Annotated in this window: 24 protein-coding genes and 1 riboswitch; of the genes, 22 read left to right on the forward strand and 2 right to left on the reverse strand. The window is 34.2% G+C overall.

Features of this window, described 5'->3' with window-relative positions; all coding sequences use genetic code 11:
* Positions 1-6: 6 nt before the first annotated feature.
* The 14 genes from V8G56_RS08095 to metF all read left to right on the forward strand — a co-directional run bounded on the left by V8G56_RS08095 (position 7) and on the right by metF (position 14,860).
* Positions 7-420: an RrF2 family transcriptional regulator gene (locus V8G56_RS08095; RefSeq protein ID WP_395437940.1), complete on the forward strand. Its 414-nt coding sequence runs from the start codon at positions 7-9 to the stop codon at positions 418-420.
* A 167-nt stretch (positions 421-587) separates the two neighbouring features.
* Complete coding sequence (locus V8G56_RS08100) at positions 588-851, forward strand: DUF2061 domain-containing protein (RefSeq protein WP_395437941.1); 264 nt, start codon at positions 588-590, stop codon at positions 849-851.
* Between the two features lie 11 nt (positions 852-862).
* The gene (locus tag V8G56_RS08105; protein WP_395437942.1) at positions 863-1,483 is read left to right on the forward strand and encodes a phosphoadenosine phosphosulfate reductase domain-containing protein; all 621 of its coding nucleotides are present in this window, start codon (positions 863-865) and stop codon (positions 1,481-1,483) included.
* A gap of 20 nt (positions 1,484-1,503) precedes the next feature.
* Positions 1,504-2,406, forward strand: coding sequence for a sulfate adenylyltransferase subunit CysD (cysD, locus tag V8G56_RS08110; protein WP_395437943.1), 903 nt, complete (start codon positions 1,504-1,506; stop codon positions 2,404-2,406).
* Between the two features lie 57 nt (positions 2,407-2,463).
* Complete coding sequence (locus V8G56_RS08115) at positions 2,464-3,711, forward strand: sulfate adenylyltransferase subunit 1 (RefSeq protein ID WP_395437944.1); 1,248 nt, start codon at positions 2,464-2,466, stop codon at positions 3,709-3,711.
* Positions 3,712-3,760: 49 nt separating this feature from the next.
* Complete coding sequence (locus V8G56_RS08120; RefSeq protein ID WP_395437945.1) at positions 3,761-5,872, forward strand: HEPN domain-containing protein; 2,112 nt, start codon at positions 3,761-3,763, stop codon at positions 5,870-5,872.
* Positions 5,873-5,880: 8 nt separating this feature from the next.
* Complete coding sequence (gene cobA / locus V8G56_RS08125) at positions 5,881-6,660, forward strand: uroporphyrinogen-III C-methyltransferase (protein ID WP_395437946.1); 780 nt, start codon at positions 5,881-5,883, stop codon at positions 6,658-6,660.
* A gap of 3 nt (positions 6,661-6,663) precedes the next feature.
* The gene (locus V8G56_RS08130; RefSeq protein ID WP_395437947.1) at positions 6,664-7,248 is read left to right on the forward strand and encodes a precorrin-2 dehydrogenase/sirohydrochlorin ferrochelatase family protein; all 585 of its coding nucleotides are present in this window, start codon (positions 6,664-6,666) and stop codon (positions 7,246-7,248) included.
* Between the two features lies 1 nt (position 7,249).
* Positions 7,250-8,302: an NAD(P)/FAD-dependent oxidoreductase gene (locus V8G56_RS08135; RefSeq protein ID WP_395437948.1), complete on the forward strand. Its 1,053-nt coding sequence runs from the start codon at positions 7,250-7,252 to the stop codon at positions 8,300-8,302.
* Positions 8,303-8,346: 44 nt separating this feature from the next.
* Positions 8,347-9,081 carry a serine O-acetyltransferase EpsC gene (epsC, locus tag V8G56_RS08140; protein WP_395437949.1) on the forward strand — a complete coding sequence of 245 codons (735 nt, stop codon included), beginning with the start codon at positions 8,347-8,349 and terminating at the stop codon, positions 9,079-9,081.
* A complete protein-coding gene (cysM, locus tag V8G56_RS08145; protein ID WP_395437950.1) occupies positions 9,068-9,958 on the forward strand; it encodes a cysteine synthase CysM in 891 nt (296 codons plus the stop codon). Before epsC ends, cysM begins: the two co-directional genes overlap by 14 nt.
* 80 nt (positions 9,959-10,038) lie before the next feature.
* A riboswitch (SAM riboswitch) is annotated at positions 10,039-10,155 on the forward strand.
* A 50-nt stretch (positions 10,156-10,205) separates the two neighbouring features.
* A complete protein-coding gene (locus tag V8G56_RS08150) occupies positions 10,206-11,210 on the forward strand; it encodes a homocysteine S-methyltransferase family protein (protein WP_395437951.1) in 1,005 nt (334 codons plus the stop codon).
* Between the two features lie 6 nt (positions 11,211-11,216).
* Positions 11,217-13,892: a methionine synthase gene (gene metH / locus V8G56_RS08155; RefSeq protein ID WP_395437952.1), complete on the forward strand. Its 2,676-nt coding sequence runs from the start codon at positions 11,217-11,219 to the stop codon at positions 13,890-13,892.
* Positions 13,893-13,903: 11 nt separating this feature from the next.
* Positions 13,904-14,860 carry a methylenetetrahydrofolate reductase [NAD(P)H] gene (gene metF, locus V8G56_RS08160; RefSeq protein ID WP_395437953.1) on the forward strand — a complete coding sequence of 319 codons (957 nt, stop codon included), beginning with the start codon at positions 13,904-13,906 and terminating at the stop codon, positions 14,858-14,860.
* Positions 14,861-14,956: 96 nt separating this feature from the next.
* Here metF and V8G56_RS08165 read toward each other — a convergent pair whose 3' ends face one another.
* A complete protein-coding gene (locus tag V8G56_RS08165; RefSeq protein WP_395437954.1) occupies positions 14,957-15,658 on the reverse strand; it encodes a hypothetical protein in 702 nt (233 codons plus the stop codon).
* Positions 15,659-15,887: 229 nt separating this feature from the next.
* Between V8G56_RS08165 and V8G56_RS08170 the strand changes: the two genes are divergently transcribed.
* From V8G56_RS08170 to V8G56_RS08190, 5 genes are all read left to right on the forward strand, one after another.
* A complete protein-coding gene (locus V8G56_RS08170) occupies positions 15,888-16,256 on the forward strand; it encodes a hypothetical protein (protein ID WP_395437955.1) in 369 nt (122 codons plus the stop codon).
* Complete coding sequence (locus tag V8G56_RS08175; RefSeq protein ID WP_395437956.1) at positions 16,249-17,019, forward strand: LytR/AlgR family response regulator transcription factor; 771 nt, start codon at positions 16,249-16,251, stop codon at positions 17,017-17,019. The genes V8G56_RS08170 and V8G56_RS08175 overlap by 8 nt, the downstream gene beginning before the upstream one ends.
* On the forward strand, positions 17,020-19,278 hold the full coding sequence (locus V8G56_RS08180) for a tetratricopeptide repeat-containing hybrid sensor histidine kinase/response regulator (protein ID WP_395437957.1): 2,259 nt from the start codon (positions 17,020-17,022) through the stop codon (positions 19,276-19,278).
* A 67-nt stretch (positions 19,279-19,345) separates the two neighbouring features.
* Positions 19,346-20,446, forward strand: a complete 1,101-nt coding sequence (locus V8G56_RS08185; RefSeq protein ID WP_395437958.1) for an acyloxyacyl hydrolase — start codon at positions 19,346-19,348, stop codon at positions 20,444-20,446.
* On the forward strand, positions 20,443-21,189 hold the full coding sequence (locus V8G56_RS08190) for a head GIN domain-containing protein (protein WP_395437959.1): 747 nt from the start codon (positions 20,443-20,445) through the stop codon (positions 21,187-21,189). Before V8G56_RS08185 ends, V8G56_RS08190 begins: the two co-directional genes overlap by 4 nt.
* On the opposite strand, the gene gldA is transcribed toward V8G56_RS08190, so the two are convergent.
* Positions 21,190-22,086 carry a gliding motility-associated ABC transporter ATP-binding subunit GldA gene (gldA, locus tag V8G56_RS08195; RefSeq protein ID WP_395437960.1) on the reverse strand — a complete coding sequence of 299 codons (897 nt, stop codon included), beginning with the start codon at positions 22,084-22,086 and terminating at the stop codon, positions 21,190-21,192.
* A 285-nt stretch (positions 22,087-22,371) separates the two neighbouring features.
* On the opposite strand from gldA, the gene V8G56_RS08200 reads away from it, so the two are divergent.
* From V8G56_RS08200 to V8G56_RS08210, 3 genes are all read left to right on the forward strand, one after another.
* A complete protein-coding gene (locus V8G56_RS08200; RefSeq protein ID WP_395437961.1) occupies positions 22,372-23,199 on the forward strand; it encodes a prephenate dehydratase in 828 nt (275 codons plus the stop codon).
* Positions 23,196-24,341 carry a pyridoxal phosphate-dependent aminotransferase gene (locus V8G56_RS08205; protein WP_395437962.1) on the forward strand — a complete coding sequence of 382 codons (1,146 nt, stop codon included), beginning with the start codon at positions 23,196-23,198 and terminating at the stop codon, positions 24,339-24,341. The genes V8G56_RS08200 and V8G56_RS08205 overlap by 4 nt, the downstream gene beginning before the upstream one ends.
* Positions 24,342-24,424: 83 nt before the next feature.
* Positions 24,425-25,276 carry a prephenate dehydrogenase gene (locus V8G56_RS08210; RefSeq protein ID WP_395437963.1) on the forward strand — a complete coding sequence of 284 codons (852 nt, stop codon included), beginning with the start codon at positions 24,425-24,427 and terminating at the stop codon, positions 25,274-25,276.
* Position 25,277: the final 1 nt, after the last annotated feature.

Consider the following 25,277-nt stretch of genomic DNA (forward strand, 5'->3'; position numbering starts at 1 on the left):
AGCATCATGCTATCTAAAAAAACTAAATACGGTTTAAAAGCGCTTACTTATATTGCAAGACAAGAAGGCAATAAGCCTGTGCAAGTAGGTGAAATTGCCAAAAGTGAGCAAATTCCGCAGAAATTTTTGGAAAGTATTTTATTGACCTTAAGAAAGTCGGGATGCCTAGGGTCAAAAAAGGGAAAACATGGCGGATATTATCTTATCAAAAAACCTTCAGAGATTAATATGGCTGATGTGATGCGTGTTCTTGAAGGACCCATTGCTATGGTGCCTTGCGTGAGTTTAAATTTCTACGAAAAGTGTGATGATTGTCCCGATGAGAACAAGTGTAGTGTCAATAAATTGATGATTCAGGTTAGAGACAATACACTTGAAGTCCTTCGAAACACTACACTGGAAGATTTGTCTACCAAATAAATGTTGACAATTTCTCAAAATATTCTATTTTTTAGTTAGTTTTCTGCTGTTCAAACTAAAAATATTTCATTATTCTAAAAAATTATTAATATTGTTTGGTATGTAATAAAATGTGTTACTTTTGTAATTCCTACTAAATCGATAGGAATAATATAATTCATTGTAAAATGATAGGACACGTTTTAACTAATTCAAGAGAAAAAGAAAAGTCGTCATATAAAATTGATGCAGCAACAGAAAAACCTTTTAGAAGTATAGCCAAGTCAGTTAGCTGGAGAATTGTTGGGACTGTAGATACCATTTTAATATCCTGGTTTATTACTGGAAAATTAGAATTGGCTTTTTCTATAGGTTCTATTGAACTGGTTACAAAAATGCTTTTATATTTTTTCCATGAGCGTATCTGGAATACAATTAAATGGGGTAGATAATACAATTTATTATGATTACAAAAGAGCAATTAATTGAATTGAATCTTCTTTATAAAGAAGCAAAGCCATCCGACATTATTAAAAAAGCATTTGAATTTAGTCATGAGGCCGTTGTTACCACAAATTTCAGACCTTATGAAGTGGCTATTTTACATGCCGTTAATGCGGTAAAATCAAATGTTGATGTAGTTTGGTGTGATACGGGTTATAATACGCCGCAAACGTATAGACATGCCAATGAGGTTATTGAAAAGTTACAATTAATCGTCTCCTTATATGTGCCACAACAAACAGCAGCTTATAGAGATGTTGTGATGGGAATTCCTGATGTTAACGATCCAAAACACGCCCTATTTTCTGAGCAAGTAAAATTAGAACCATTTAGAAGAGCTATGGAAACTCATAAACCTAAAGTATGGTTCACAAACTTGCGTAAAGGTCAAACGGCATTCAGAGACAGCATTGGAGTATTCAGTATGAGTAAAGACGGCGTTTTAAAAGTAAGTCCGTTTTACTATTGGTCGGACGCTGATTTAGATGCTTATTTAGAAGAGTATAGTTTACCTAATGAGTTTAAATATTTTGATCCTACAAAGGCATTAGAAAACAGAGAGTGTGGTTTACACTCCTAGAATAATTGAAATTTGATAAAATGAATAAAGACACATCACATATTAATTCACTTGAAAACGAGGCCATATATATTATGAGGGAAGTGGCGGCTCAATTTGATAAGCCAGTGCTGCTTTTTTCAGGAGGAAAGGATTCAATTACCTTGGTAAGGCTTGCTGTAAAAGCGTTTTACCCGGCAAAAGTACCATTTCCATTAATGCATATCGATACAGGGCATAATTTTCCTGAAACTATTGAATTTAGAGATAGATTGGTAAAGGAATTAGGTTTAGAATTAATAGTTAGAAATGTTCAGGATTCTATTGATGAAGGTAGAGTAAAAGAAGAATCTGGCAGATATTCAAGCAGAAACTCATTGCAGACCACTACACTATTAGATGCTATTGAAGAGTTTAAGTTTGACGCCTGTATTGGTGGTGCACGACGTGATGAGGAAAAAGCCAGAGCTAAAGAAAGAATTTTTTCGGTTAGGGATGATTTTGGGCAATGGGATGAAAAAAATCAACGCCCGGAATTGTTTGATATGTTAAATGGAGACATTGAACATGGCCAAAACGTCAGAGTGTTTCCTATTTCAAACTGGACAGAATTAGATGTCTGGTCCTACATTGAAAAGGAACAAATAGAAATTCCATCTATTTATTTTGCACACAAACGAAAAGTGTTTTTACGTGATGGATTGATTTGGTCTCATTCTGAATATGTTTATCAAGAAGAAGATGAAAAAGTTTTAGAGCGTATGGTTAGATTTAGAACGGTTGGTGACATGAGTTGTACAGCTGCAGTTTTTTCGGAAGCGGTTGATATCACTAGCGTGGTTCAAGAAATTAGAGAGTCTACTATTTCAGAACGCGGGGCCAGAATAGATGATAAACGCTCAGAGGCAGCCATGGAAAAACGTAAACAACAAGGCTATTTCTAAAATATTTAGAAAAAACATTTAAAAAAAACTCCTTCTTACAGAAGGTTCATATAAAAAATGGAAGTATTAAAAATCGCAACAGCCGGAAGTGTAGATGATGGTAAAAGTACCTTGATTGGACGTATACTTTATGATACCAAATCATTAACCACCGATAAGTTAGAAGCCATTGAAAAAACCAGTAAACAAAAAGGCTATGATTATCTTGATTTTTCATTAGCAACGGATGGTTTGGTAGCGGAAAGAGAACAAGGGATCACTATTGATGTGGCACATATCTATTTTTCAACGGCTAAAAAAAGCTACATTATTGCTGATACACCAGGTCATGTTGAATATACAAGGAACATGGTGACGGGAGCTTCAACATCACAAGCCTCTGTTATTTTAATTGATGCAAGAAAGGGTGTTATTGAGCAAACCAACCGTCATTTCTTTATCAATAATTTATTACGAATAAAGGATGTTGTAGTGGCCATTAACAAAATGGATCTAGTGGATTATTCTGAAGATATTTACAATAAAATTAAAGCGGATTTTGAGTCCTTAATGAGTAAGAGAGATTATCAGGATCAAAAAATTACCTTTATTCCGGTGAGTGCTTTAAAAGGAGACAATGTAGTGAACAGATCTGATAAAATGCCCTGGTTTACAGGACAAAGTTTATTGGAACATTTAGAAGCATTAGACAAGAAAGACATATTTAATGTTGGGACACCAAGATTTCCGGTGCAATATGTTATACGTCCTAAAACTGAAGACTTCCATGATTTTAGGGGCTATGCCGGTAAAGTTTATGGTGGTGAATTAAGTGTAGGTGATGATATTGTGGTTTTACCATCACAAACAAAATCAAAAATAAAAGATATATACTTTTATAATGAAAAATATCAAACGGCTTCAAGACGGTCATCAGTGACTATTACCTTAGAAAATGATATCAATGTTAGCAGAGGCGATATGATTGTTAAGGATGGAGATTTACCAACGATTGATAAACAATTTACAGCCAATATTTGCTGGATGGATGCTACGCAATTAACCACAAGTGGTAAATATATAGTACAACATGGCGTGAATAAGGTCTTAGCCAAAGTTGATAAAATTCATTATAAAATCAATCCTGACTATTCAGGAATTGAAACCGATGTTACAGGGCTTAATGTTAATGATATTGCTCAGGTAACCTTCAAATTAAACAAGCCTATTTTTTATGACCAGTTTAAAAACCATAGAACAAATGGCTCGTTTATTTTAATTGATACACAAACAAATAACACTGTTGGAGCAGGGTTTATTCAATAGAAAATAATAAAAAAATGCTTTCCTGTTTCAGGAAAGGTCAGGTACGGTCATGCAAAGTTTTAGAACGGAAATAGAAAATCCTATTGTCGAAAAGGATATTATTGAATTAGCTCAAAAAATTGAGTTGTTCAATACAGGTAAAATTGATGAAGAAAAATTTAGAAGTCTTCGTTTGGCACGTGGTGTTTATGGCCAGCGCCAAGAGGGTGTTCAGATGATTCGTATCAAATTACCTTTTGGAAAAGTGTTAAGTCACCAATTGCGAAGAATAGCCGATGTTTCAGACGAATATTCTCGTGGAAGATTGCATATCACAACACGTCAGGATATCCAAATTCATCATGTCGATTTAAACAGAACCCCACAACTTTGGGCTGATTTAGAAAAGGATGAGGTAACTTTAAGAGAAGCTTGTGGGAATACGGTCAGAAATGTCACAGCATCTGAAACAGCAGGCATCGATGCTAAGGAGCCTTTTGATGTATCACCTTATGCAGAGGCGGTTTTTAAATTCTTTTTAAGAAATCCTATTTGTCAGGAAATGGGAAGAAAGTTTAAAGTGTCATTTTCATCATCAGATGAAGATACCGGACTTTCCTACATGCATGATTTGGGTTTTATTGCTAAAATTGAAAAGGGAGTACGGGGTTTTAAAGTGATGCTTGGAGGCGGATTGGGTTCGCAACCACGGCATGCCGACGAGTTGTATAAATTTTTGCCTTCGGATAAAATTATTCCGGTCATGGAAGGTGTTTTAAGGATTTTTGATCGTCATGGAGAACGCAGAAGCAGAGCAAAGGCCAGAATAAAATTCTTAATAAAAGACATTAGCTTAGAGGCTTTTAAGGCATTAGTAGAAGAAGAACAAAAAGCCATTGAATTTAAATCAGTCCCAATTGATTTTGAATCTTACCAACCTTCTATACCAGTTTCGGTAACTTCGCCAAAAGTTCAGATTATTGATAATCAGGCATTTGAAACTTGGAAAGCAACAAATCTCATTCCTCAAAAGCAAGAAGGTTATGTTGCCGTTGGAATAAAAGTGTTATTAGGAGATTTTTATACAGATAAAGCAAGACTGTTGGCTGATTTGGTAGAAAAATATGCCGCTGGAGAAATTCGATTAACCTTGAGACAAAATATTTTAATACCATTTGTGAAGGAAGATTTGGTGCCATTTTTTTTCTCCGAATTGGATAAACTTGGTTTTGCTGAAGCGGGTTATAATAAAGCAGTAGACATTACGGCTTGCCCGGGTACAGATACCTGTAACTTAGGAATTGCGAGTAGTACAGGCATTGCTGCAGAATTAGAGCGGGTCATTAAAACCGAATATCCACGGTATTTAGAAAACAAGGATCTGGTCATAAAAATCAGTGGTTGTATGAATGCCTGTGGGCAGCATACGATGGCTAATATTGGGTTTCAGGGGATGTCAGTTCGCACACCAGATAAATTAGTGGCGCCGGCATTACAAGTGTTATTAGGGGGAGGTAATTTGGGTGATGGAAACGGTTTGTTTGCTGATAAAGTGGTAAAAATTCCAAGCAGAAGAGGTCCGGAAGCTTTACGTAAAATTTTAAATGATTTTGAAGCCAATGCAAAAGGTAAAACCTTTGTTGAGTATTATAAACTTACCGGAAAACCTTACTTCTATAACTTATTAAATGAGTTACAAGATGTTACAAATCTTACCCAACAAGATTTCATAGATTGGGGAACCTCTGAAAAATATGAAAAAGCTATTGGTGTTGGGGAATGTGCTGGTGTGGTCATCGATTTGATTTCAACTTTATTCTTAGAAAGTGAAGAAAAAATTGAAGAGGCAAAATCCTCTTTTGAAGATAAAGTTTATTCTAGCGCCATTTATCATGCGTATAGCTCCATGGTCAATTCGGCTAAAGCACTGTTGCTAGCCGAAAATATAAGCACGAATACTCAAGCTGGAATTATAACCCAGTTTGAGGAAACATTTGTTTCAAGTGGAAAACTAGATTTAGGAGTTCCTTTTTCTGAGATGATTTACCAAATAAAAGAATATGCTCCTACAAAAGCTTTTGCCTCTAAATACATTGAAAATGCGAATCATTTTTTAAATAAAGTAAAAGCTTTTAGGATTAAAGAACAAGAAAGTAACAGTGGTGAAAGGCATATTATTTAATTTTTTATATGGAGTTAATTACTAAAACACCCATGTTAACAGTTGTTGGTGCGGGACCAGGAGATCCAGATTTGATTACCCTTAAAGCCATAAAAGCGATTGAATCTGCTGATGTCATTTTGTATGATGCCCTTATTAATGAAGAGTTACTAAAATATGCATCGCCTAATGCAGAAACAATTTTTGTTGGAAAACGCAAAGGCTGTTATGCTTTTCAGCAAGAACAAATTAATGAACTTATTGTGAACAGAGCAAAAAGTCATGGTCATGTAGTGAGATTAAAAGGGGGTGATCCCTTTATTTTTGGCAGAGGTGCTGAAGAAATTGATTATGCCCAGCAATTTGATGTTGAAACCTATATGGTTCCCGGTATTTCATCGTCATTTGCCGTCCCGGCTTATCAAGGTATTCCATTGACCAAAAGAGACGCTTCAGAAAGTTTTTGGGTGCTTACTGGGACTACTCAATTTCATGAACTCTCAAAAGATATTGTTTTAGCTGCCCAATCAACAGCTACAGTGGTTATTCTTATGGGTATGGGGAAATTGAATGAGATTGTTGACATCTATAAATCTTTAGGAAAAGATGACACTTCGGTTGCCATTATCCAAAATGGAACTACTAAAAACGAAAAAGTTGGGTATGGTAAGATTAAAAATATACTTAAGGTCGTTGAAGAAAAACAATTATCCTCACCTGCTATTATTATAATAGGGGATGTTGTAAATAAAAGAGTAGCTTTAACGTCTATGATTCACGATCATAAAATTAAATCTATTGCGGTTTAAGGAATGGAAAGAAATAATTTATATCCGGTTTTTTTAAAACTCAACAATTTAAAAGTACTTATTGTAGGAGGCGGTTTTGTGGCAGAAGAAAAACTTACATTTATTTTAAAGTCAAGTCCAGATGCACATATAACACTGGTGTCTCCTATGTTTAGAGCAGGTACTTCAGATTTGGCAAAAAAAGGAGATGTAACTCTGATAGATGACGTTTATAGCAAAAAATATTTAAAAGGAAATCACATAGTTATTGCAACTACCAATGTTCCTGAAGTCAATATAGAAATATATGAAGACTGCAGAAAAAGAGGTGTTTTGGTAAATGTGGCCGATAATCCCCCTTTTTGTGATTTTTATATGGGAGGAATCGTTACAAAAGGTAATGTAAAAGTGGCAATTTCGACTAATGGAAAATCACCAACCACCGCCAAAAGATTACGTCAGTTTTTTGAAGACGTCATTCCAGAGAATGTCGATGATTTGGTTAAAAATTTAAATGACTATAGAAAAACAATTAAAGGTGATTTTGAACAGAAAGTAGACACTTTAAACGAATTGACTAAAGGATTAATTGTAAGAAAGGAAGATTAAAATGATTAAAACAGATATACTAATTATTGGTGCAGGGCCAACAGGATTATTTACCGTTTTTGAAGCCGGATTATTAAAATTAAAATGTCATATAATTGATGCTTTACCACAACCTGGAGGTCAATGTTCTGAGATATATCCTAAAAAACCAATTTATGATATTCCGGGGTTTCCAGAAATATTGGCTGGTGATTTAACAAAAAATCTTTTAGAACAAGGGAAACAATTTGAACCGGGTTTTACATTAGGAGAACGTGCTGAAACCATCGAAAAGTTAGAAGACCAAACATTTATAGTAACCACCAACAAAGGGACACAGCATCATGCGCCGGTAGTAGCAATTGCAGGTGGCTTAGGGTCTTTTGAGCCCAGAAAGCCATTAATTGAAAATATAGCTTATTACGAAGAAAAAGGAGTAGAGTATTTTATAAAAGATCCTGAAGTTTACAGAAATAAAAAAGTAGTGATTTCTGGAGGAGGAGATTCGGCATTGGATTGGAGTATATTTCTAGCTGATATGGCTTCTGAAGTGACGCTGATTCATAGAAGGAATGAGTTTAGAGGCGCCTTAGATTCTGTAGAGAAAGTAAGCAAATTAAAGGCTTTAGGTAAGATTAACCTGATTACACCCGCTGAGGTAACGGCCTTATACGGGAATAAGAAGTTAGAAGGTATTACTATTACCAAAGAGGATGAAAAGATCTTATTAGATACAGATTATTTTATCCCTTTATTCGGTTTATCTCCAAAATTAGGTCCTATTGCCAATTGGGGGTTAGAGATAGAAAAAAATGCCATTAAAGTTGATCATACTTTAAATTACCAAACCAATATACCTGGTATTTTTGCTATTGGAGATGTGAATATTTATCCTGAAAAACTAAAATTAATTCTCTGTGGATTTCATGAAGCAACTTTAATGTGTCAAGCGGCCTATAGAATTATCAATCCTGGTAAAAGGTATGTTTTAAAATATACTACTGTAAGTGGAGTTGATGGTTTTGACGGAACTCGTAAAGAAGCCCCAAAAGTTGTCATTCAATCAATAAAATAAAGTTTTATTGTCTAATTTTGTTTTTCTGAACGAGATGTGAATCCATGAAAAATTACAACATACGCTTAAAAGAGGATATAAAACCATTTACAAAACGCTTGTTTTATAACCTGTTTGATGAGTTGGAAGAAGAAACTAAATATTTAAGAAATACTTTTTTAGAAATTTCATCAAAACTTTCTGTTGAAAACGCTGAAAATTTATGGGATGAGTTCCAAAAGCAGTTTTTAACAATAAGAAGGAAACTAGATTTAGATGCCGTTTCTTTTCTAAAAAATGATCCGGCTTCCACCTGTATTGAAGAAGTTTATTTGGCATATCCGGGATTTTATGCCATTTCAATATACAGATTAAGTCATCAACTACACCTTTTAAAAGTCCCAATCATTCCAAGAATGATGAGTGAATATGTGCATGGAATCACTGGGATTGATATCCATCCAGGCGCTACAATTGGGGAATCTTTTTTTGTTGACCATGGTACCGGTATTGTAATAGGTGAAACAGCCATTATCAAAAGTAATGTGAAGATATTTCAAGGGGTTACCCTTGGTGGTCTTCAGGTTAAAAAAGATATGCAGTCTACCAAACGTCATCCCACTATTGAAGATCATGTCACCATTTATGCTAACGCTACAATTTTAGGGGGCGATATTGTCATAGGTGCCAACAGTACTATAGGAGCCAATGTGTGGATTACACAATCTGTTCCTGAAAACTCATTAGTTACCTACCAAACAGAAATTAAAATAAGACCTAAAAAAAATGGAATCCATTAAAGGTATCTTAAGTCAAATAGGAAATACCCCGCTAGTAGAAGCAAGTCATTTAATATCAAAAAAAGGGGTCAAACTTTTTTTAAAATTAGAGGGGAATAATCCGGGCGGGAGTGTTAAGGATAGAGCGGCCTTTAATATGATTAACGAGGCGATTAAAAGAGGTGATATTAAAAAAGGAGGCTATCTGGTGGAGGCAACAAGCGGAAATACGGGTATTGCTTTAGCTTTTATTGCCAATCTTTTTGGGTTGAATATGATTCTTGTGATGCCTGAAAATTCAACTGAAGAACGTGTCAAAACAATGCGTGCTTATGGAGCCGAAGTTATTTTAACTTCGGCGGAAAAGGGCATTGAAGGCTCGAGAGATTTGGCCTTTCATTTAAGAGATGAAAAAGGATATACACTGTTGAATCAGTTTGAAAATAATGACAACTGGAGATCACATTATAAAACAACTGGGCCGGAAATCTGGAAAGATACCAATGGAAAAATAACGCATTTTGTCTCCGCTATGGGCACTACAGGAACCATTATGGGTGTTTCAACCTATTTGAAGGAACAAAACAGAAATATTATTATTGTTGGAGCTCAACCAGAGGATGGGGCTAAAATTCCTGGTATTAGAAAATGGTCTCCAGATTACGTGCCTAAGTTTTTTGATAGATCAAAAGTGGATAAGGTCATTGAGTTGAGTGAAAAGAATGCTAAAGAGATCACTAAAAGGTTGGCTAAAGAAGAAGGGATTTTTGCAGGGATGAGTAGTGGAGGGTCCGTATATAGTGCCTTACAAATAGCAGAATCAATTGACAAAGGTGTTATAGTAGCCATTATCTGTGATAGAGGTGACAGGTATCTATCATCTGATTTATTTGATTAAAATCGTAATTTTTTATAAAATACTGTGGATAAAATAAATAATATATTATTTTTGCTCGCAAGTTCATTAACGTATTAATATAGTTATCAAGAAAGGTTGAGGGAATAGACCCTGTGAAACCTTGGCAACCCTTTATCCTTTTAAAGAAGGTGCTACGTTCTACTGATATTCTTTATTGAATATTGGAAAGATAACGAAAAGTTTTTTTTACTTTTCTTGATGATATATTGATATAAATAATATCAACATGTCAAACATACAACAAGCTTTACAACAACGTATTTTAATTCTGGATGGTGCCATGGGTACCATGTTGCAGCAATATAAGTTTACTGAAGCTGATTTTAGAGGGGAACGATTTAAAGACTATCCAACTTCTTTACAGGGGAACAACGATCTGTTGTCCATTACCCAACCAGAAGCCATAAAAACCATTCATGCCAAATATTTTGAGGCTGGAGCAGATATTGTTGAAACAAATACTTTTTCTGGGACCACCATTGCTATGGCAGATTATCAAATGGAAAATCTGGTATATGAATTGAATTATGAGTCCGCTAAAATAGCCAGAGAAGTGGCTGATGAATTCACAAAAAAGGAACCAAACAAACCCCGTTTTGTTGCAGGATCTATAGGGCCAACTAATAAAACCGCAAGCATGTCTCCAGACGTTAATGACCCTGGTTTTAGGGCAGTAACTTTTGATGATCTGCGTATTGCTTATAAGCAACAAGTTGAAGCTCTAATTGATGGTGGTGTTGATGTCCTTTTAGTAGAAACAGTTTTTGATACCTTAAATGCAAAAGCTGCATTATTTGCTATAGAAGAAGTTAAGGAAGAAAGGAATTTGGATATTCCTGTAATGCTTAGTGGAACCATTACGGATGCCAGTGGGCGCACTTTATCAGGTCAAACAGCAGAGGCTTTTTTAATCTCAGTTTCGCATATCCCTTTATTATCAGTTGGTTTTAATTGTGCTTTGGGAGCGCATTTATTACAGCCGCATTTAGAAGCGATTGCTAACAAAACAGATTTTGCTATTTCAGCGCATCCCAATGCAGGATTGCCGAATGCTTTTGGAGAATATGATGAATCACCTGAAGAAATGGGAGCACAAATCGAGGAATATCTAAAAAAGGATTTAATTAATATTATTGGTGGGTGTTGTGGAACGTCTCCAGATCATATAAAAGTAATTGCAAGCATTGCTGCAAAATACAAACCAAGAAATATATTGCAAGCTGCAATTTAAATAGTTATGAAAATCATTCAAACTAAATACATGCGTTTATCTGGACTGGAACCACTAGTCCTTAATGAAAATAGCAATTTTATTAATGTTGGTGAGCGAACCAATGTTGCTGGTTCTCGTAAATTTTTACGACTTATTAAAGAAGAAAAATTTGATGAAGCCCTCGATATAGCGAGGCATCAGGTAGATGGTGGTGCACAAATAATTGATATAAACATGGATGATGGCCTTATTGATGGCAAAGAATCCATGGTTCGTTTTTTAAATTTAATTGCTGCAGAACCAGATATTTCCCGAGTCCCCATAATGATTGATAGTTCTAAATGGGAAATTATTGAGGCGGGCTTACAAGTAGTTCAAGGAAAATGTGTGGTTAATTCCATTTCTTTAAAGGAAGGGGAAGAAAAATTTATATGGGAAGCTAAGCAAATTAAACGGTATGGAGCAGCAGTTATTGTAATGGCGTTTGATGAGCAGGGACAAGCTGATAATTATGATAGAAGAATAGAGATAGCAAAACGCTCTTATGATATATTGGTTGGCAAAGTCAACTTTCCTTCTGAGGATATTATTTTCGATTTGAATATTTTTCCAGTGGCGACGGGTATGGAAGAGCATCGTAGAAATGCTCTTGATTTTATAGATGCTACAAGCTGGGTTCGCCAGAATTTGCCCAATGCAAGTGTGAGTGGCGGTGTGAGTAATGTGTCCTTTTCTTTCAGAGGCAATGATGGTGTTCGTGAGGCCATGCATTCTGTGTTTTTATATCATGCCATCCAGGCAGGCATGAACATGGGAATTGTTAATCCAGCACTTCTTGAAGTTTATGATGATATTCCAAAGGATCTTTTGGAAAGGGTTGAAGATGTTATTTTAGACAGACGGGAAGATGCCACAGAGCGGCTATTGGATTTTGCTGAAACCGTTAAAGGTTCTAAAGTTGAAAAAGGATTGGATTTGACATGGCGCGAAAACACGCTTCAGGAACGTATTACACATGCCTTAGTAAAAGGTGTAGATGCCTATATAATAGAAGATGTTGAAGAGGCGAGAATGCATGCAGAAAAGCCTATTGATGTGATTGAAGGGCATTTAATGATAGGAATGAATGTGGTAGGTGATTTGTTTGGAGCGGGAAAAATGTTCTTACCTCAAGTGGTAAAATCAGCCAGAGTGATGAAAAAGGCAGTCGCTTATTTAAACCCTTTTATCGAAGCTCTAAAAGGGGATAAACATGAACCTGTTGGTAAGGTTTTAATGGCCACGGTAAAAGGAGATGTGCATGATATCGGAAAAAATATTGTAAGCGTTGTATTGGCCTGTAATAATTATGAAATCATTGATTTAGGGGTCATGGTGCCGCCTGAAAAAATAATTGAAACGGCGAAAAAGGAACAGGTAGATATTATAGGTTTGTCGGGATTGATAACGCCTTCTTTAGATGAAATGGTCTATTTAGCCAAAGAAATGGAACGTCAACAATTCGCCATTCCATTACTTATTGGAGGCGCTACAACCTCAAAAGCACATACAGCGGTTAAGATTGATTCACAATATAAAAATGCTGTAGTTCACGTAAATGATGCCTCTAGAGCTGTAACAGTAGTGGGTGATTTATTAAATAAGAAGAGCTCTCAATCTTATGTAGCTGCCATGAAAAAGGATTATGACGCGTTTAGAGAAAAGTTTTTAAAACGAGGCAAAACAAAAGAATATATTTCAATTCTTGAAGCCAGAAAAAGGAAGTACTATATTGATTGGAGTAAAACCACCATTAGTAAGCCAAAGGAATTAGGAGTTCAGGTGTTAAACCAAATGAGTTTGAAAGAGCTAGTGCCTTTTATCGATTGGAGCCCGTTTTTTAGGAGTTGGGATTTACATGGAAGGTATCCAGATATTTTAACCGATACAATTGTAGGGGAGCAAGCGACCCATCTGTTTGAAGATGCTCAGGCAATGATTAAAGAGATTATTGCAAAACAAGCTTTAAAGCCCAAAGCAATTTTTGGTTTATTTGAAGCCAATACCATTCATGATGATGACATTGTCATTCAGAAAAAAGGAAAAGAAATAGCCGTATTCAGAACTTTACGGCAACAGTTAAGTAAAAGAGAGGCTCTTCCTAATATGGCTTTGGCTGATTTTGTGGCACCAAAGGATACGGGTTTAACCGATTATATGGGTGCTTTTTGCGTCGCTATTTTTGGAGCACAAGAATGGGCGACGACTTATAAAGAAAAGGAAGATGATTATAATGCGATTATGGTTCAGGCTATTGCCGATCGGTTTGCAGAGGCATTTGCTGAGTATTTACATAAACAGATAAGAACTAAACATTGGGGTTATTCATCTGATGAAAACCTATCAAAGGAGGACTTGATAAAAGAAAGTTATAAAGGGATCAGACCAGCGCCAGGATATCCGGCATGTCCGGATCATCTTGAAAAAGAAACTATTTGGAATCTTCTGGATGTAGAAAACAAAATTGGCGTGACGCTTACAGAAAGTTTAGCCATGTGGCCTGCAGCAGCCGTTTCAGGATATTATTTTGCAAATCCTGAAGCAAAATATTTTGGATTAGGAAAAATAACAGATGATCAAGTAGTTGATTTTGCGGTTAGAAAAGGAATTAGTAATGATAAAGCAAGAAAATGGTTAAGCCCAAATATTGCTGAAGAATAAAAAAGAGGTTAATGAAAGTCACAGAACATATAAAAAAGGCTAAAGGGAAAACATTATTTTCTTTTGAAATTATTCCACCGCAAAAGGGTAGAAACATTCAGGAATTATATGATAATATAGAGCCACTAATGGAGTTTAAACCACCGTTTATTGATGTAACGACTTCAAGAGAAGAATATGTCTATATTGATAAAGGGCAGGGCCTTTTAGACAGAAAAATCACCCGTATGCGCCCCGGTACGGTGGGTATTTGCGCAGCCATAAAGCATAAATATAATGTGGATACAATTCCACATGTGTTATGCGGTGGTTTTACCAAAGAGGAAACAGAATATCTTTTAGTAGATTGTCATTATTTAGGAATTGATAACGTCATGGCCTTACGTGGAGATGCTATGAAGCATCAACAGTATTTTGAAGCTGCTGAAGGCGGGCATACGTATGCCGCAGAGCTGGTACATCAAATGAGTGATTTAAATAAAGGCAAATATCTGCATGAGGTTGTAGAGTCTGATTATAAAACCAATTTTTGTATCGGAGTGGCCGGTTATCCGGAAAAGCATTTGGAGGCCCCATCCTTAAACACCGATTTAAAACGTCTTAAGGAGAAGGTGGATGCGGGCGCTAATTATGTAGTCACACAAATGTTTTTTGATAATGACAAATATTTTGAATTTGTTGAAAAAGCCAAACAGGCAGGAATCAATGTGCCAATAATTCCAGGAATAAAACCTATTGCCGTTAAACGTCATTTACAATTACTACCACAAGTTTTTAAAATTGATATTCCTGAGACCCTGATTCATGAAGTGGAAAAATGCAAAGACAATCATCAGGTACGTCAAGTAGGTGTTGAATGGGCTATTAAACAATCTCAAGAGTTGTTAAAGGCTGGAGTTCCTGTGCTGCATTACTATTCCATGGGGAAAAGCGATAATATAAAAGCCATAGCCTCACAGATATTTTAATAAAAAAGCGCATTTAAAAAAATGCGCTTTGACTAATTCAAAAAAATATTTAAAATTTAAAATGGTTGGTTAGGTTTTTTGAATATATTTTTCAAATTATTCCAGGCTTATTTTAAATCCTTTAGTGGCGTTACCTTTTATACTTATAGTTTTATAAATTGTTGCTTCACTACAACCTATTTGTTCAAAAGTATCCCAATCAATAATAGCTTCAGCATCGCTAACTCTGCAGTGACCATTTGCTGATGTAGCTGAACTACTCTCTCCGGTTGGGGTATAGAACGTGAATATTAAACCAGGTTCAGGTTCCCAAACTTCAACGATATATTCACTTATAAAACTATAATTAAAACTACCACGGGGGGCATCAACACAATCACTGGATAATCCAGACCATGTGCTAAAATCCAGAGTAAAAGCATCAGGACTATTAGTATGGACAGAGAATTTTGCTTTTCCATTTGGTAGTTTCTCAATCGTTCCTGTACCTCCTATTACCATAAAGCTTGAAAAGTCTGAAGCAATGGCTCCAAAGCCTACGTTGTATCCGTCAGACAGTATCATTAAACCTTGATTACCTGCTTTTACTGTTGTTGCGTTTTTTAAATTTAGCTGTGAATTTTTATTATTTAGATAATCTTTAAATTTATCATTTTTTAAAAGCTTACTCATAGAGCTTGATAATGAAACTTGAGCTTCTAAACTTGTGATTGATTCTTGAGATTTTATAACCTCTTCGGTGGAACAGCTAAAACTTAATAAAGCTAAACCTAGGATAATTAATACTTGTTTTTTCATTATGGATTAAATTTTTAATTAGTGTTTTTCAACTAGTTGGTTTTACATGATTCAATATTAGTTCAAGTTAGTTCTACATACAAGGCATTTTTATTAAGTGACCATTCATTGATTATTCGGTTTATTTAAAGGTTTATTGTCTTGACTTACGTCCGGTAAATCAGTTCGTTGTAAAATTTTAGTATTTCAATATTTTTTAAAGTATTATTGTATAGATAATAGTATTAATATGGATACAAAATGGACTGATAGCACCATTATAGATCTTCAAAATGTTATCAATATTTCAAGAGAGGATCCTGAACGGGTTTTGAAGTATTTGACTCAGTTTAAAGAATTGATACCTGAACGTATGGCTCATTTAAAAGAGAGTTTGCTAAAGGGTGATAGAAGGATGATGCGGCAGATACTTCATAAAATGAGTCCGCAATTACAATTTTTTGGCATCAAGAATATCACAACACCTATTCAACGTATGGAATTTGAATATCAAACCATGCCAGTTATGGAATTGGAACAATTAGTGAACAATATTATTGCTAAATTAGATGCGGCAGTTAATGAAGTGTCTAAAATAATTAATTCAAACTTTGAATAGTTTCTCTCAATCAATTAAAAACATTAAATGTCTTATTATTGATGATGATCCTTTTATCCAGGACTTGCTTCAAGATAAGCTGAGCATCTGTTTTCCTGAGATTCAAATTTTAGGGATAGCCAGTTCCGGTAAGGAAGGTGTTGAAAGTATAAGGTCATTACAACCAGATCTTGTTTTTTTAGATGTAGAAATGAGCGACATGACAGGGTTTGAAATGCTGGGTCAACTTGAAAGCATTAATTTCAAAACCATTTTTATTACCTCTTATAACCATTATGCCATAAAGGCCATACGGTTTAATGCCTTGGATTATTTATTAAAACCGTTTGATCTTGAAGAATTAAAAGAAGCTATTAAACGCTATAAAAAATATTCAAATCATAAGAGTGATATCGACAATATCCCTATGGCCTTGTCCAATTTGCGTTCTGAAGACATACCCGATCAAATATTAACTTTGAAAACACAACAAGGTATGTTGCAACTTAAATTAAAACACATTATATATGTTGAAGGCGATGGTAATTATAGCATCATTCATCTAAACAAAGAGCGAAAGGAATTGGTTTCAAAGACCTTGAGTGATTTGGAGGATTTATTGGAAAACAAAGGGTTTTTTAGGTGCCATAAATCTTATTTAGTTAATAAATATCATATAATTACTAAGCCAAAACAATTTTCTCTGACATTAACCAATAACCTCACCCTTCCTATATCTAGAAGAAGGAAAGAACAATTTAAGAACTGGTTCAATTCCAAATAGATGAAAAAGTTAATTCTAGGCATCTTCTTTGTTTGGTTTTCTTTTGTGTTTTCTCAAACGCCAAAGGACTCTATTTCTGTGCTAGCTCCCAAAGAAGACAATTTATTGAGAATAAGCGCCTGGGAAAAACAACTTGAACAAGCAAGAGCAAGGGGTGACATCTATACACAAATGAAAGTTTTGATGGATATGATTTATCTTAAAGTTAACAATTTGGCCGACACCACTACCTCATATGAAGATGCCTTAGAGTTGGAAAAACTGGTTAATGAACATCCCAGTAATAGAGCCGTGAGCCTCATTGAAGCACCCCTGAATATGTTTTTGGGATTTCTTATAAGAGACCAAAATAGACTCGAAGAAAGTATTAGTTATTTTGAGAAAGGAGTATCATTAGCAAAAAAACATGGGCAAAAGGAATTTTTTAAAGATGCTAATGTAGCATTATCTAATGTATTTAATAGATTACAAAAGAAAGAAAAAGCATTGGCATTAATTAACGATTTAATTACAAAAGCGCTTAATGAAAAGGATTCCACCTTGTTAACAAGAGCGTATGAAGCAAAATCTGGATATTTTTTCGATAACAAATTAATTGATTCTTCACTGTATTATGCTAAAAAAAGTATTGATAATAATGCACCCTATAATCAGCAATCCTTTCGTTTGTATCGAATTGCTGAATGTTATTCAATGCTTGAAACCTATAACGATTCTGTTATTTATTATGGTGAAAAGGCTCTTGAGATTGCTGAATATTCACAGAACGACAGAGAGCAAAAATATGCTCATGGTTTATTAAAAGATATTTATGGTAAAGTTGGTAAATATGAAGAAGCATTCCATCACTTTAGTAAGTTTTACAGTTTTGAACAGGAGCAACTCTCATTTAATAATGCGTTAAAAATTGGGCAATCTAATATTGAACTTGAAAAAGAACGTGCCCAATTACAACAGGCTTTAACATATCAAAAACTATCAAACCAAAAAATCATCCTTTGGTCAGTTTTGGGAATTTTATCTATTTTGGTTATAGCTATAATTTATATATCAAATCGATTGAAACTAATAAAAAAACAGAACAAAATTATAGCCCAGGAAAAACTTCGTGCCGAGCAATCTGAACGTTATAAAGAACAGTTTCTCGCTAACATGAGCCATGAAATCCGTACACCAATGCATGCTATTTCTGGTATGCTAAACTCATTACGTCGGCAACCACATCCAGAATCACAGAATGATTTTCTTAATGTTATGAAAATCAGTGCTGATAATCTTCTGGTGCTGCTTAATGATGTGCTCGACATGTCGAAAATAGAATCAGGCAATTTGGATATTGAGCAGGTTAATATGAATGCAAAGGTATCTCTTGAGCAGGTTGTTGCAGTTTGTAAGTATAAAGCAGAGGAAAAGGGACTGGAACTAAAAATGAATATTAGCCCTGATTTTCCAGATACTATTATTGGTGATCCAGACAGGTTACATCAAATATTAATGAATTTGTTGAGTAATGCTATAAAATTTACTGAAAAGGGATATGTTGAGATCAACCTGTCACAAAAGGATGATAATTTAAGATTTACAATAAAAGATACCGGCATAGGTATATCAAGCAATCAAAAGGAACTCATATTTGATTCATTTAAACAAGGAAAAAGCAAATCAAAAGGAAAGTTTGGTGGTACGGGGCTGGGACTTACTATTAGTAAGCAACTTATTGAATTACAAGGAGGTGAAATTTGGGTGGAAAGTGAGGAAGATAAAGGCAGTATATTTTATATTGAATTGCCTTTAATAGTTGGTGAGAAAACCGAGGCCACTCAGAAATTGGTAGGCGAGTCTGAGTTGAAATCCTTGGGAAATGCATTAAAAGGATTGAGGGTTCTTGTTGCGGAAGACAATGAGTTTAATATCATGGTTATAAAAGATGATCTCACTTGGTATATTCCTGAAGTAAAAATAACCTTTGTTGAAAATGGAAAATTAGCTTTTGAGACCTTTAAAAAGTTCGATTTTGATATCATTTTAATGGATGTTCAGATGCCGGAGATGAATGGTTATAAAGCTACCAGAAAAATTAGGAAGTTTGAGAAAGACAATAACATTATAAAGCCAATAGCAATTGTGGCAATGACAGCAAGTTTGCTTAAAAATCAAATAGATAAATGTTATGACGCCGGCATGGATGCTTATATTCCTAAACCCTACAAAGCAGAAGATTTTATGAACACTTTAATTAAGGTGACCCAAGGCTTATAATTTAAAAGATTTTACATCCACTTATATTTATTATTCTTTTATTTTTGCTGGCTAAGCCAACTATTTAATGAGGTTATTATGCGTCCTATTTTTTTGTTTGTTATTTGGGATCTCTTTTTCTCAAGAAAAACGGCACACTTCCTATTTTGATGTTAATTATTTTAAAGGAAATATTGCTTTACACAGCAAAGACGTCCTTCACTTAATAACAGGACATCCGGAAGGGATTCTTCTTAGTTATAACAGAAAAACTTTTGGTTATAATGAATGGGAAAAACGATTTAACTACCCAGATTATGGAGTTTCTTTTGCTTATCAGAACTTCAAAAATGATGTTTTAGGAAACAACTATTCTTTATACGGACATTATAATTTTTATTTTCTAAAAAGAAATCTAATGTTCCGTATTGGTCAGGGATTAGCATTAACTACTAACCCATATAACAGAGAAACTAACTACCGAAATAATGCCTTCGGTTCTAAAATTTTAAGCGCTACCTGTGTCATGCTTAATTATAAAAAGGAACATCTTTTTGATCGCTTTGGTTTGCAGGCGGGTTTTTCACTTTTACATTATTCAAATGCCAATGTAAAAGCACCAAATACCAGTATTAATTCTGTAACACTTAATTTAGGAGTTACCTATAATTTGGATGAAGAGGATCCAGAATATATAGTATTAGATAGCTCAGAAATTCATAAAAAAATCAAAGAACCTATTAAATATAATATTGTTTTTAGAAGTGGTTTCAATGAGAGTGATGTGGTTGGTAGTGGTCAGTTTCCATTCTATATTGTTTCTGCTTATATGGATAAACGTATTAACAGAAAAAGTGCTTTTCAGTTTGGTGCTGATGTCTTCTTTTCTAATTTTTTAAAGGAATATATCTATTATAGATCTGTCTCTTTTGTAGAAGACCCAACTTCTGGAGATGAAGATTATAAGCGCGTTGGTTTATTTGTTGGTCATGAACTCTTTATTAATAGGATGTCATTAGTAACTCAGTTAGGGTATTATGTATATTACCCCTTTGATTTTGAAGGAAGAATCTATAACAGAATTGGTTTAAAATACTATTTTAGAAAGAAATGGTTTGGAGTGGTAGGTTTAAAAGCCCATGCGGCAAAGGCAGAGACAGTTGAATTTGGTTTTGGTGTTAGATTATGAAGAACTTATTTTACATAACTATAGTGGTTTTATTGTTCTCATGTAATAGTGAAAATGCAGGGGATTGTTTTCAAACAACTGGAAACATGATACAAGAGGAAATAGCTCTGGATACATTTGATAAAATTTTGGTGAATAGAGATGTTGAATTGATATTAAAAGAAGGCAACACACAAAAGGTAGTTATTGAAACAGGAAAAAATTTATTGAATGATATTGAAGCCATTGTGGCAGACGGTCAATTAATTTTAAGTGATAACAACAGTTGTAATTATGTGCGTGAATATGCTGTTACAAAAGTATATGTTACGTCACCTAACATTGAGGAAATTAAAAGCTCCACACAATATGATATCAGTTCTGATGGCGTCTTAACCTATCCAAATTTAACTATTTTGTCTAAGGATTATAATGTGCAAAACTCCTATACTGTTGGTAATTTTAAACTTGAAATTGATGCGTCAAGTTTTAATGTGGTCTTGAATAATTTATTAAATGCTTACATTACTGGAAAAACTGATTATCTAAATGTGACTTATGATTCTGGTACCTCTAGATTTGAGGGGAGAAATCTGATAGCCCAAAATGTTTATATATGGAATCGAAGTTCAAACGATATGATTATCAATCCTGTTTTAGAAATAAAAGGAAAAATATCGGGAACTGGCAATGTTATCTGTGTGAACCGACCACCAATAGTTGAAGTAGAAGAGCAGTATAAAGGACGACTTATTTTTGAATAATTAGTTACTGGTTAATTCTCTAAACATACTTTCTAAACTGGCATTTTTTTGATTTAATTGCAAGATTTTAAGTTGATTGTCATGTGCAAAATCAAACACATGAGAGCGCATATCTTCAGAGGTTTTAAAAGTAATTTCATATACAAAACCATGTGGATTAATAACGTTTTTTACTTTTGGTAATTTCTGTAAAAAAGCATCTTCAACTCTGTAATCAAACTCTACAATAACGGTTTGTTCTTTGCCTTCCTGAAGTTCAATTAATTTTTTATCAGCTACAATTTCACCTTTATTAATGATGATCACACGGTCACACATGGCTTCAACTTCTTGCATGATGTGTGTTGATAAGAAGACCGTCTTTGTTTTGCCAATAGTTTTTATCAAGTTTCTAATATCCACTAATTGGTTGGGGTCTAATCCAGTAGTAGGTTCATCAAGAATTAATACTTCTGGGTCATGCAATAAAGAACAGGCCAAACCAACACGCTGTCTGTATCCTTTTGAGAGTTGTCCAATTTTTTTATGCGATTCTGGTGTTAATCCCGTAAGAGCAATAACCTCTTGAACGCGGTCATTTGAAATATTATAAATCTGAGCATTAAATCTTAAATATTCCTTTACATACATTTCAAGATAAAGCGGGTTATTTTCAGGTAAATACCCGACACTTTTTTGAACATTTTTTGCCTGTTCGTTCACATCAAATGAATTTACTTTGATATTACCTGAAGAAGCCTTGATATAAGTTGTCAAAATTTTCATCATGGTTGATTTTCCAGCACCATTCGGACCTAAAAAACCAACAATTTCTGGTTTTGAAACCTTAAAAGAGATGTTATTTAAAGCTTTTTGGCTTCCGTAAAGTTTTGAAACACCACTAACTTCTATTGACATATTCAAATTGTTTGCTCAAAAATAATGATTATATAATTTAAACGAAGATTTACCTTAAATTCTTTAAAACTTTTGTATAAAATATAAAAAAAGGGTGGTACAATTTTGATTTGTTAAAATATTATTTACTTTAGCCACTCAATTATGAAAACAACAGTAGGTTACACATATTTTAGCAACTGGTTTTATTTCTTTTTTAGCAAAGAAATCGAGACATTGTATGTGTAATTTATAAGAAATAAATTTGAATATAAGTCTCGATGGAAATCGGGACTTTTTTTATATATGATAAAAACTGTCGCCATACAAGGAGTAAAAGGATCGTTCCACCATATTGTGTCTCAGGAGTATTTTAAAAAGCCTGTTGATGTCATTGAGTGTTTAACTTTTGATGAAGTTGTTGAATCCTTGATTAGTGAGAAGAGTGATGCGGTTATCATGGCCTTAGAGAATTCTATCGCAGGGTCCATCATTCCTAATTATGCTTTAATCAATAAATTTAATTTGCATGTTGTTGGTGAGCATTATTTAGATATTCAGCATAATTTAATGGCCTTGCCAAATCAAAAAATTGAGGATATTAAAGAAGTGTATTCACATCCCATGGCATTGTTGCAATGTGTGGATTTTTTTAAGGAGTATCCACACATTAAATTGGTTGAAGATAAAGATACTGCCGAGGTTGCTGAACGTATTCATAAGCATCAATTAAAAAATGTTGGCGCTATTGCCAGCATTATGGCTGCAGACATATTTGAATTAGATATTTTGGCGCATAGCATTCAAACGATCAAGCATAATGAAACACGGTTTGCCATTGTAAAAAGACAAAACTCTGAAATTCCAGAGAATGAAATTAATAAGGCATCATTAAAGTTTGAGACAGATCATAAGCGAGGAAGCTTGGCAGCTATTCTAAATGTGATGAGTGATTGTAAATTGAATTTAACAAAAATTCAATCCTTGCCAATCATTGAAACACCTTGGAAATATTCTTTTTTTGTAGATGTTACTTTTGAAACTTATAATGACTTTTCAAAGGCTAAATCCATTTTGAAAATTATGGCTCAAGGCATGAAAATATTGGGTGAATATAAAAACGCAAAGTTATGATTGGAGTAGCCAATAGATTGCATACAGTGGAAGAATATTATTTCTCAAAAAAGTTAAGGGAAGTTAATATGCTTATAGCTAACGGAAAGCCAATCATAAATTTAGGTATTGGTAGTCCAGATATGCAGCCACCACAAAAAGTTATTGACGCAATAGCCACTAGTTTACAAAACCCTAATGCCCATAAATATCAAAGCTATCAAGGTTTGCCTGAACTTAGAGAAGCTATGGCGGCATTTTATAATGAGCATTTTCATGTTGCGTTAAGTCCGCTAAATGAGGTATTACCACTTATGGGAAGCAAAGAGGGTATAATGCATATTTCTATGGCCTATTTAAATGAAGGCGATGAAGTTTTAATTCCAAATCCCGGCTATCCAACATATGAATCAGTAACTAAATTAGTTGGTGCTAAACCATTGTTTTACGAATTGGATGCCATCAATAATTGGTCACCAGATTTAAAAGCATTGTCTAAAAGAGATTTAAGTAAGGTCAAGATCATGTGGGTTAATTATCCACATATGCCAACTGGTGCCCTCCCTGCAAAAACATTGTTTACAGACTTGGTAGCATTTGCTAAAAAGCATAACATTTTAATAGTGAATGATAACCCCTATAGTTTTGTTTTAAATGAGACCCAAGAGAGTATTTTAAGTATTCCTGGTGCAAAAGAGGTTTGTTTAGAGCTTAATTCTTTAAGTAAAACCTTTAATATGGCTGGTTGGCGTGTAGGAATGGTAGTTGGTGATAGTAGTCATATCAGTAATATTTTAAAGGTTAAAAGCAATATGGATTCGGGCATGTTTTATGGGATTCAAAAAGGTGCTATCGAAGCCTTAAAATGTACCAAAATGTGGTATGTTACTTTAAATAATGTATATCAAAAGCGCAGGGATTTGGTTTGGCAATTAGCAGATGCTTTAAATTGTACGTATGATAAGGAGGCTACTGGGCTTTTTGTTTGGGCAAAATTACCAGGACATTTAAAATCAGAGGCTTTTATAGATTCGGTACTTAAAAACAATCATATTTTCATTACTCCAGGAACTATTTTTGGAAGTAAGGGTGAAGGTTATATCAGGTTTTCTTTATGCGCTTCAACAGAAGTTTTAGAGGAAGCAATAGCAAGGGTTAGATGAAATGAGAAAAAGAATTTCAATATTAAAAAAAATGATACGATACGAATTACATCTGACATTAATTAAATAATAACAGCAATTAGATGAAACATATATTTGTCATAGGAGTTGGTTTAATTGGTGGAAGTCTGGCTTTAGATTTAAAAAGGCTGAATCCGGAGGTGACTATTAATGGAATTGACCATAAACCTGCACATTTGGCAGAAGCTATTAGTTTAAAGATTATTGATAAAAAGGCTGAATTTGCCGATTTGAAAAATGCAGATTTAGTAATTCTTTCAATTCCAGTAGATGCTTCAGTTAATGCCATTATTCAAATATTGGATCTTATTTCAGATAATACTTTGGTGGTTGATGTAGGTTCTACAAAAATGGATATATGTAAAAAGGTGTCTGAACATCCAAAACGAAGAAATTTTTTAGCAATGCATCCTATTGCCGGTACGGAGTTTTCTGGACCCAAAGCGGCCATTCACGGATTATTTAAAAACAAAACAAACATCATTTGTGAAGTTGAGAAGACAGCTTTTAAGCTTCAGGAAAAGGCATTAAAATTATTTGAATCTATTGGAATGCGCATTAGATATATGAATCCGGAATCTCATGACAAACATATTGCCTATGTATCTCACCTATCACATATTAGTTCTTTTATGCTAGGTAAAACAGTCATTGAAAAAGAAAGGAATGAACGTGATATTTTTGATATGGCTGGGAGTGGATTTGCCTCTACAGTAAGATTAGCGAAAAGTTCACCAGAAATGTGGACGCCTATTTTTAAACAGAATAAAGATAATGTTATTGAAACATTAGAAGAATATATTATCAATCTCACTCATTTTAAAGACATGATGAAACAAAATGATTTTGAAGCTATTTATAATGAGATGAAAAACACAAACCACATAAAAGATATTTTAAAAGGAATTGCTTAAG

It is taken from the genome of Gaetbulibacter aquiaggeris (assembly GCF_044003965.1).
In the GTDB taxonomy this organism is placed as follows: domain Bacteria; phylum Bacteroidota; class Bacteroidia; order Flavobacteriales; family Flavobacteriaceae; genus Yeosuana; species Yeosuana aquiaggeris.

Bases quoted from the DNA above. Each gene is read 5' to 3' on its own strand.
- V8G56_RS08120 (WP_395437945.1), top strand. From the start codon at position 3,761: ATGCAAAGTTTTAGAACGGAAATAGAAAATCCTATTGTCGAAAAGGAT.
- metF (WP_395437953.1), top strand. From the start codon at position 13,904: ATGAAAGTCACAGAACATATAAAAAAGGCTAAAGGGAAAACATTATTT.
- V8G56_RS08210 (WP_395437963.1), top strand. From the start codon at position 24,425: ATGAAACATATATTTGTCATAGGAGTTGGTTTAATTGGTGGAAGTCTG.
- gldA (WP_395437960.1), bottom strand. From the start codon at position 22,086: ATGTCAATAGAAGTTAGTGGTGTTTCAAAACTTTACGGAAGCCAAAAA.
- V8G56_RS08200 (WP_395437961.1), top strand. From the start codon at position 22,372: ATGATAAAAACTGTCGCCATACAAGGAGTAAAAGGATCGTTCCACCAT.
- V8G56_RS08170 (WP_395437955.1), top strand. From the start codon at position 15,888: ATGGATACAAAATGGACTGATAGCACCATTATAGATCTTCAAAATGTT.
- metH (WP_395437952.1), top strand. From the start codon at position 11,217: ATGAAAATCATTCAAACTAAATACATGCGTTTATCTGGACTGGAACCA.
- cobA (WP_395437946.1), top strand. From the start codon at position 5,881: ATGGAGTTAATTACTAAAACACCCATGTTAACAGTTGTTGGTGCGGGA.
- V8G56_RS08130 (WP_395437947.1), top strand. From the start codon at position 6,664: ATGGAAAGAAATAATTTATATCCGGTTTTTTTAAAACTCAACAATTTA.
- V8G56_RS08190 (WP_395437959.1), top strand. From the start codon at position 20,443: ATGAAGAACTTATTTTACATAACTATAGTGGTTTTATTGTTCTCATGT.
- V8G56_RS08115 (WP_395437944.1), top strand. From the start codon at position 2,464: ATGGAAGTATTAAAAATCGCAACAGCCGGAAGTGTAGATGATGGTAAA.
- epsC (WP_395437949.1), top strand. From the start codon at position 8,347: ATGAAAAATTACAACATACGCTTAAAAGAGGATATAAAACCATTTACA.
- V8G56_RS08100 (WP_395437941.1), top strand. From the start codon at position 588: ATGATAGGACACGTTTTAACTAATTCAAGAGAAAAAGAAAAGTCGTCA.
- V8G56_RS08150 (WP_395437951.1), top strand. From the start codon at position 10,206: ATGTCAAACATACAACAAGCTTTACAACAACGTATTTTAATTCTGGAT.
- V8G56_RS08180 (WP_395437957.1), top strand. From the start codon at position 17,020: ATGAAAAAGTTAATTCTAGGCATCTTCTTTGTTTGGTTTTCTTTTGTG.
- V8G56_RS08165 (WP_395437954.1), bottom strand. From the start codon at position 15,658: ATGAAAAAACAAGTATTAATTATCCTAGGTTTAGCTTTATTAAGTTTT.
- cysD (WP_395437943.1), top strand. From the start codon at position 1,504: ATGAATAAAGACACATCACATATTAATTCACTTGAAAACGAGGCCATA.
- V8G56_RS08135 (WP_395437948.1), top strand. From the start codon at position 7,250: ATGATTAAAACAGATATACTAATTATTGGTGCAGGGCCAACAGGATTA.
- V8G56_RS08105 (WP_395437942.1), top strand. From the start codon at position 863: ATGATTACAAAAGAGCAATTAATTGAATTGAATCTTCTTTATAAAGAA.
- cysM (WP_395437950.1), top strand. From the start codon at position 9,068: ATGGAATCCATTAAAGGTATCTTAAGTCAAATAGGAAATACCCCGCTA.
- V8G56_RS08095 (WP_395437940.1), top strand. From the start codon at position 7: ATGCTATCTAAAAAAACTAAATACGGTTTAAAAGCGCTTACTTATATT.
- V8G56_RS08205 (WP_395437962.1), top strand. From the start codon at position 23,196: ATGATTGGAGTAGCCAATAGATTGCATACAGTGGAAGAATATTATTTC.
- V8G56_RS08185 (WP_395437958.1), top strand. From the start codon at position 19,346: ATGAGGTTATTATGCGTCCTATTTTTTTGTTTGTTATTTGGGATCTCT.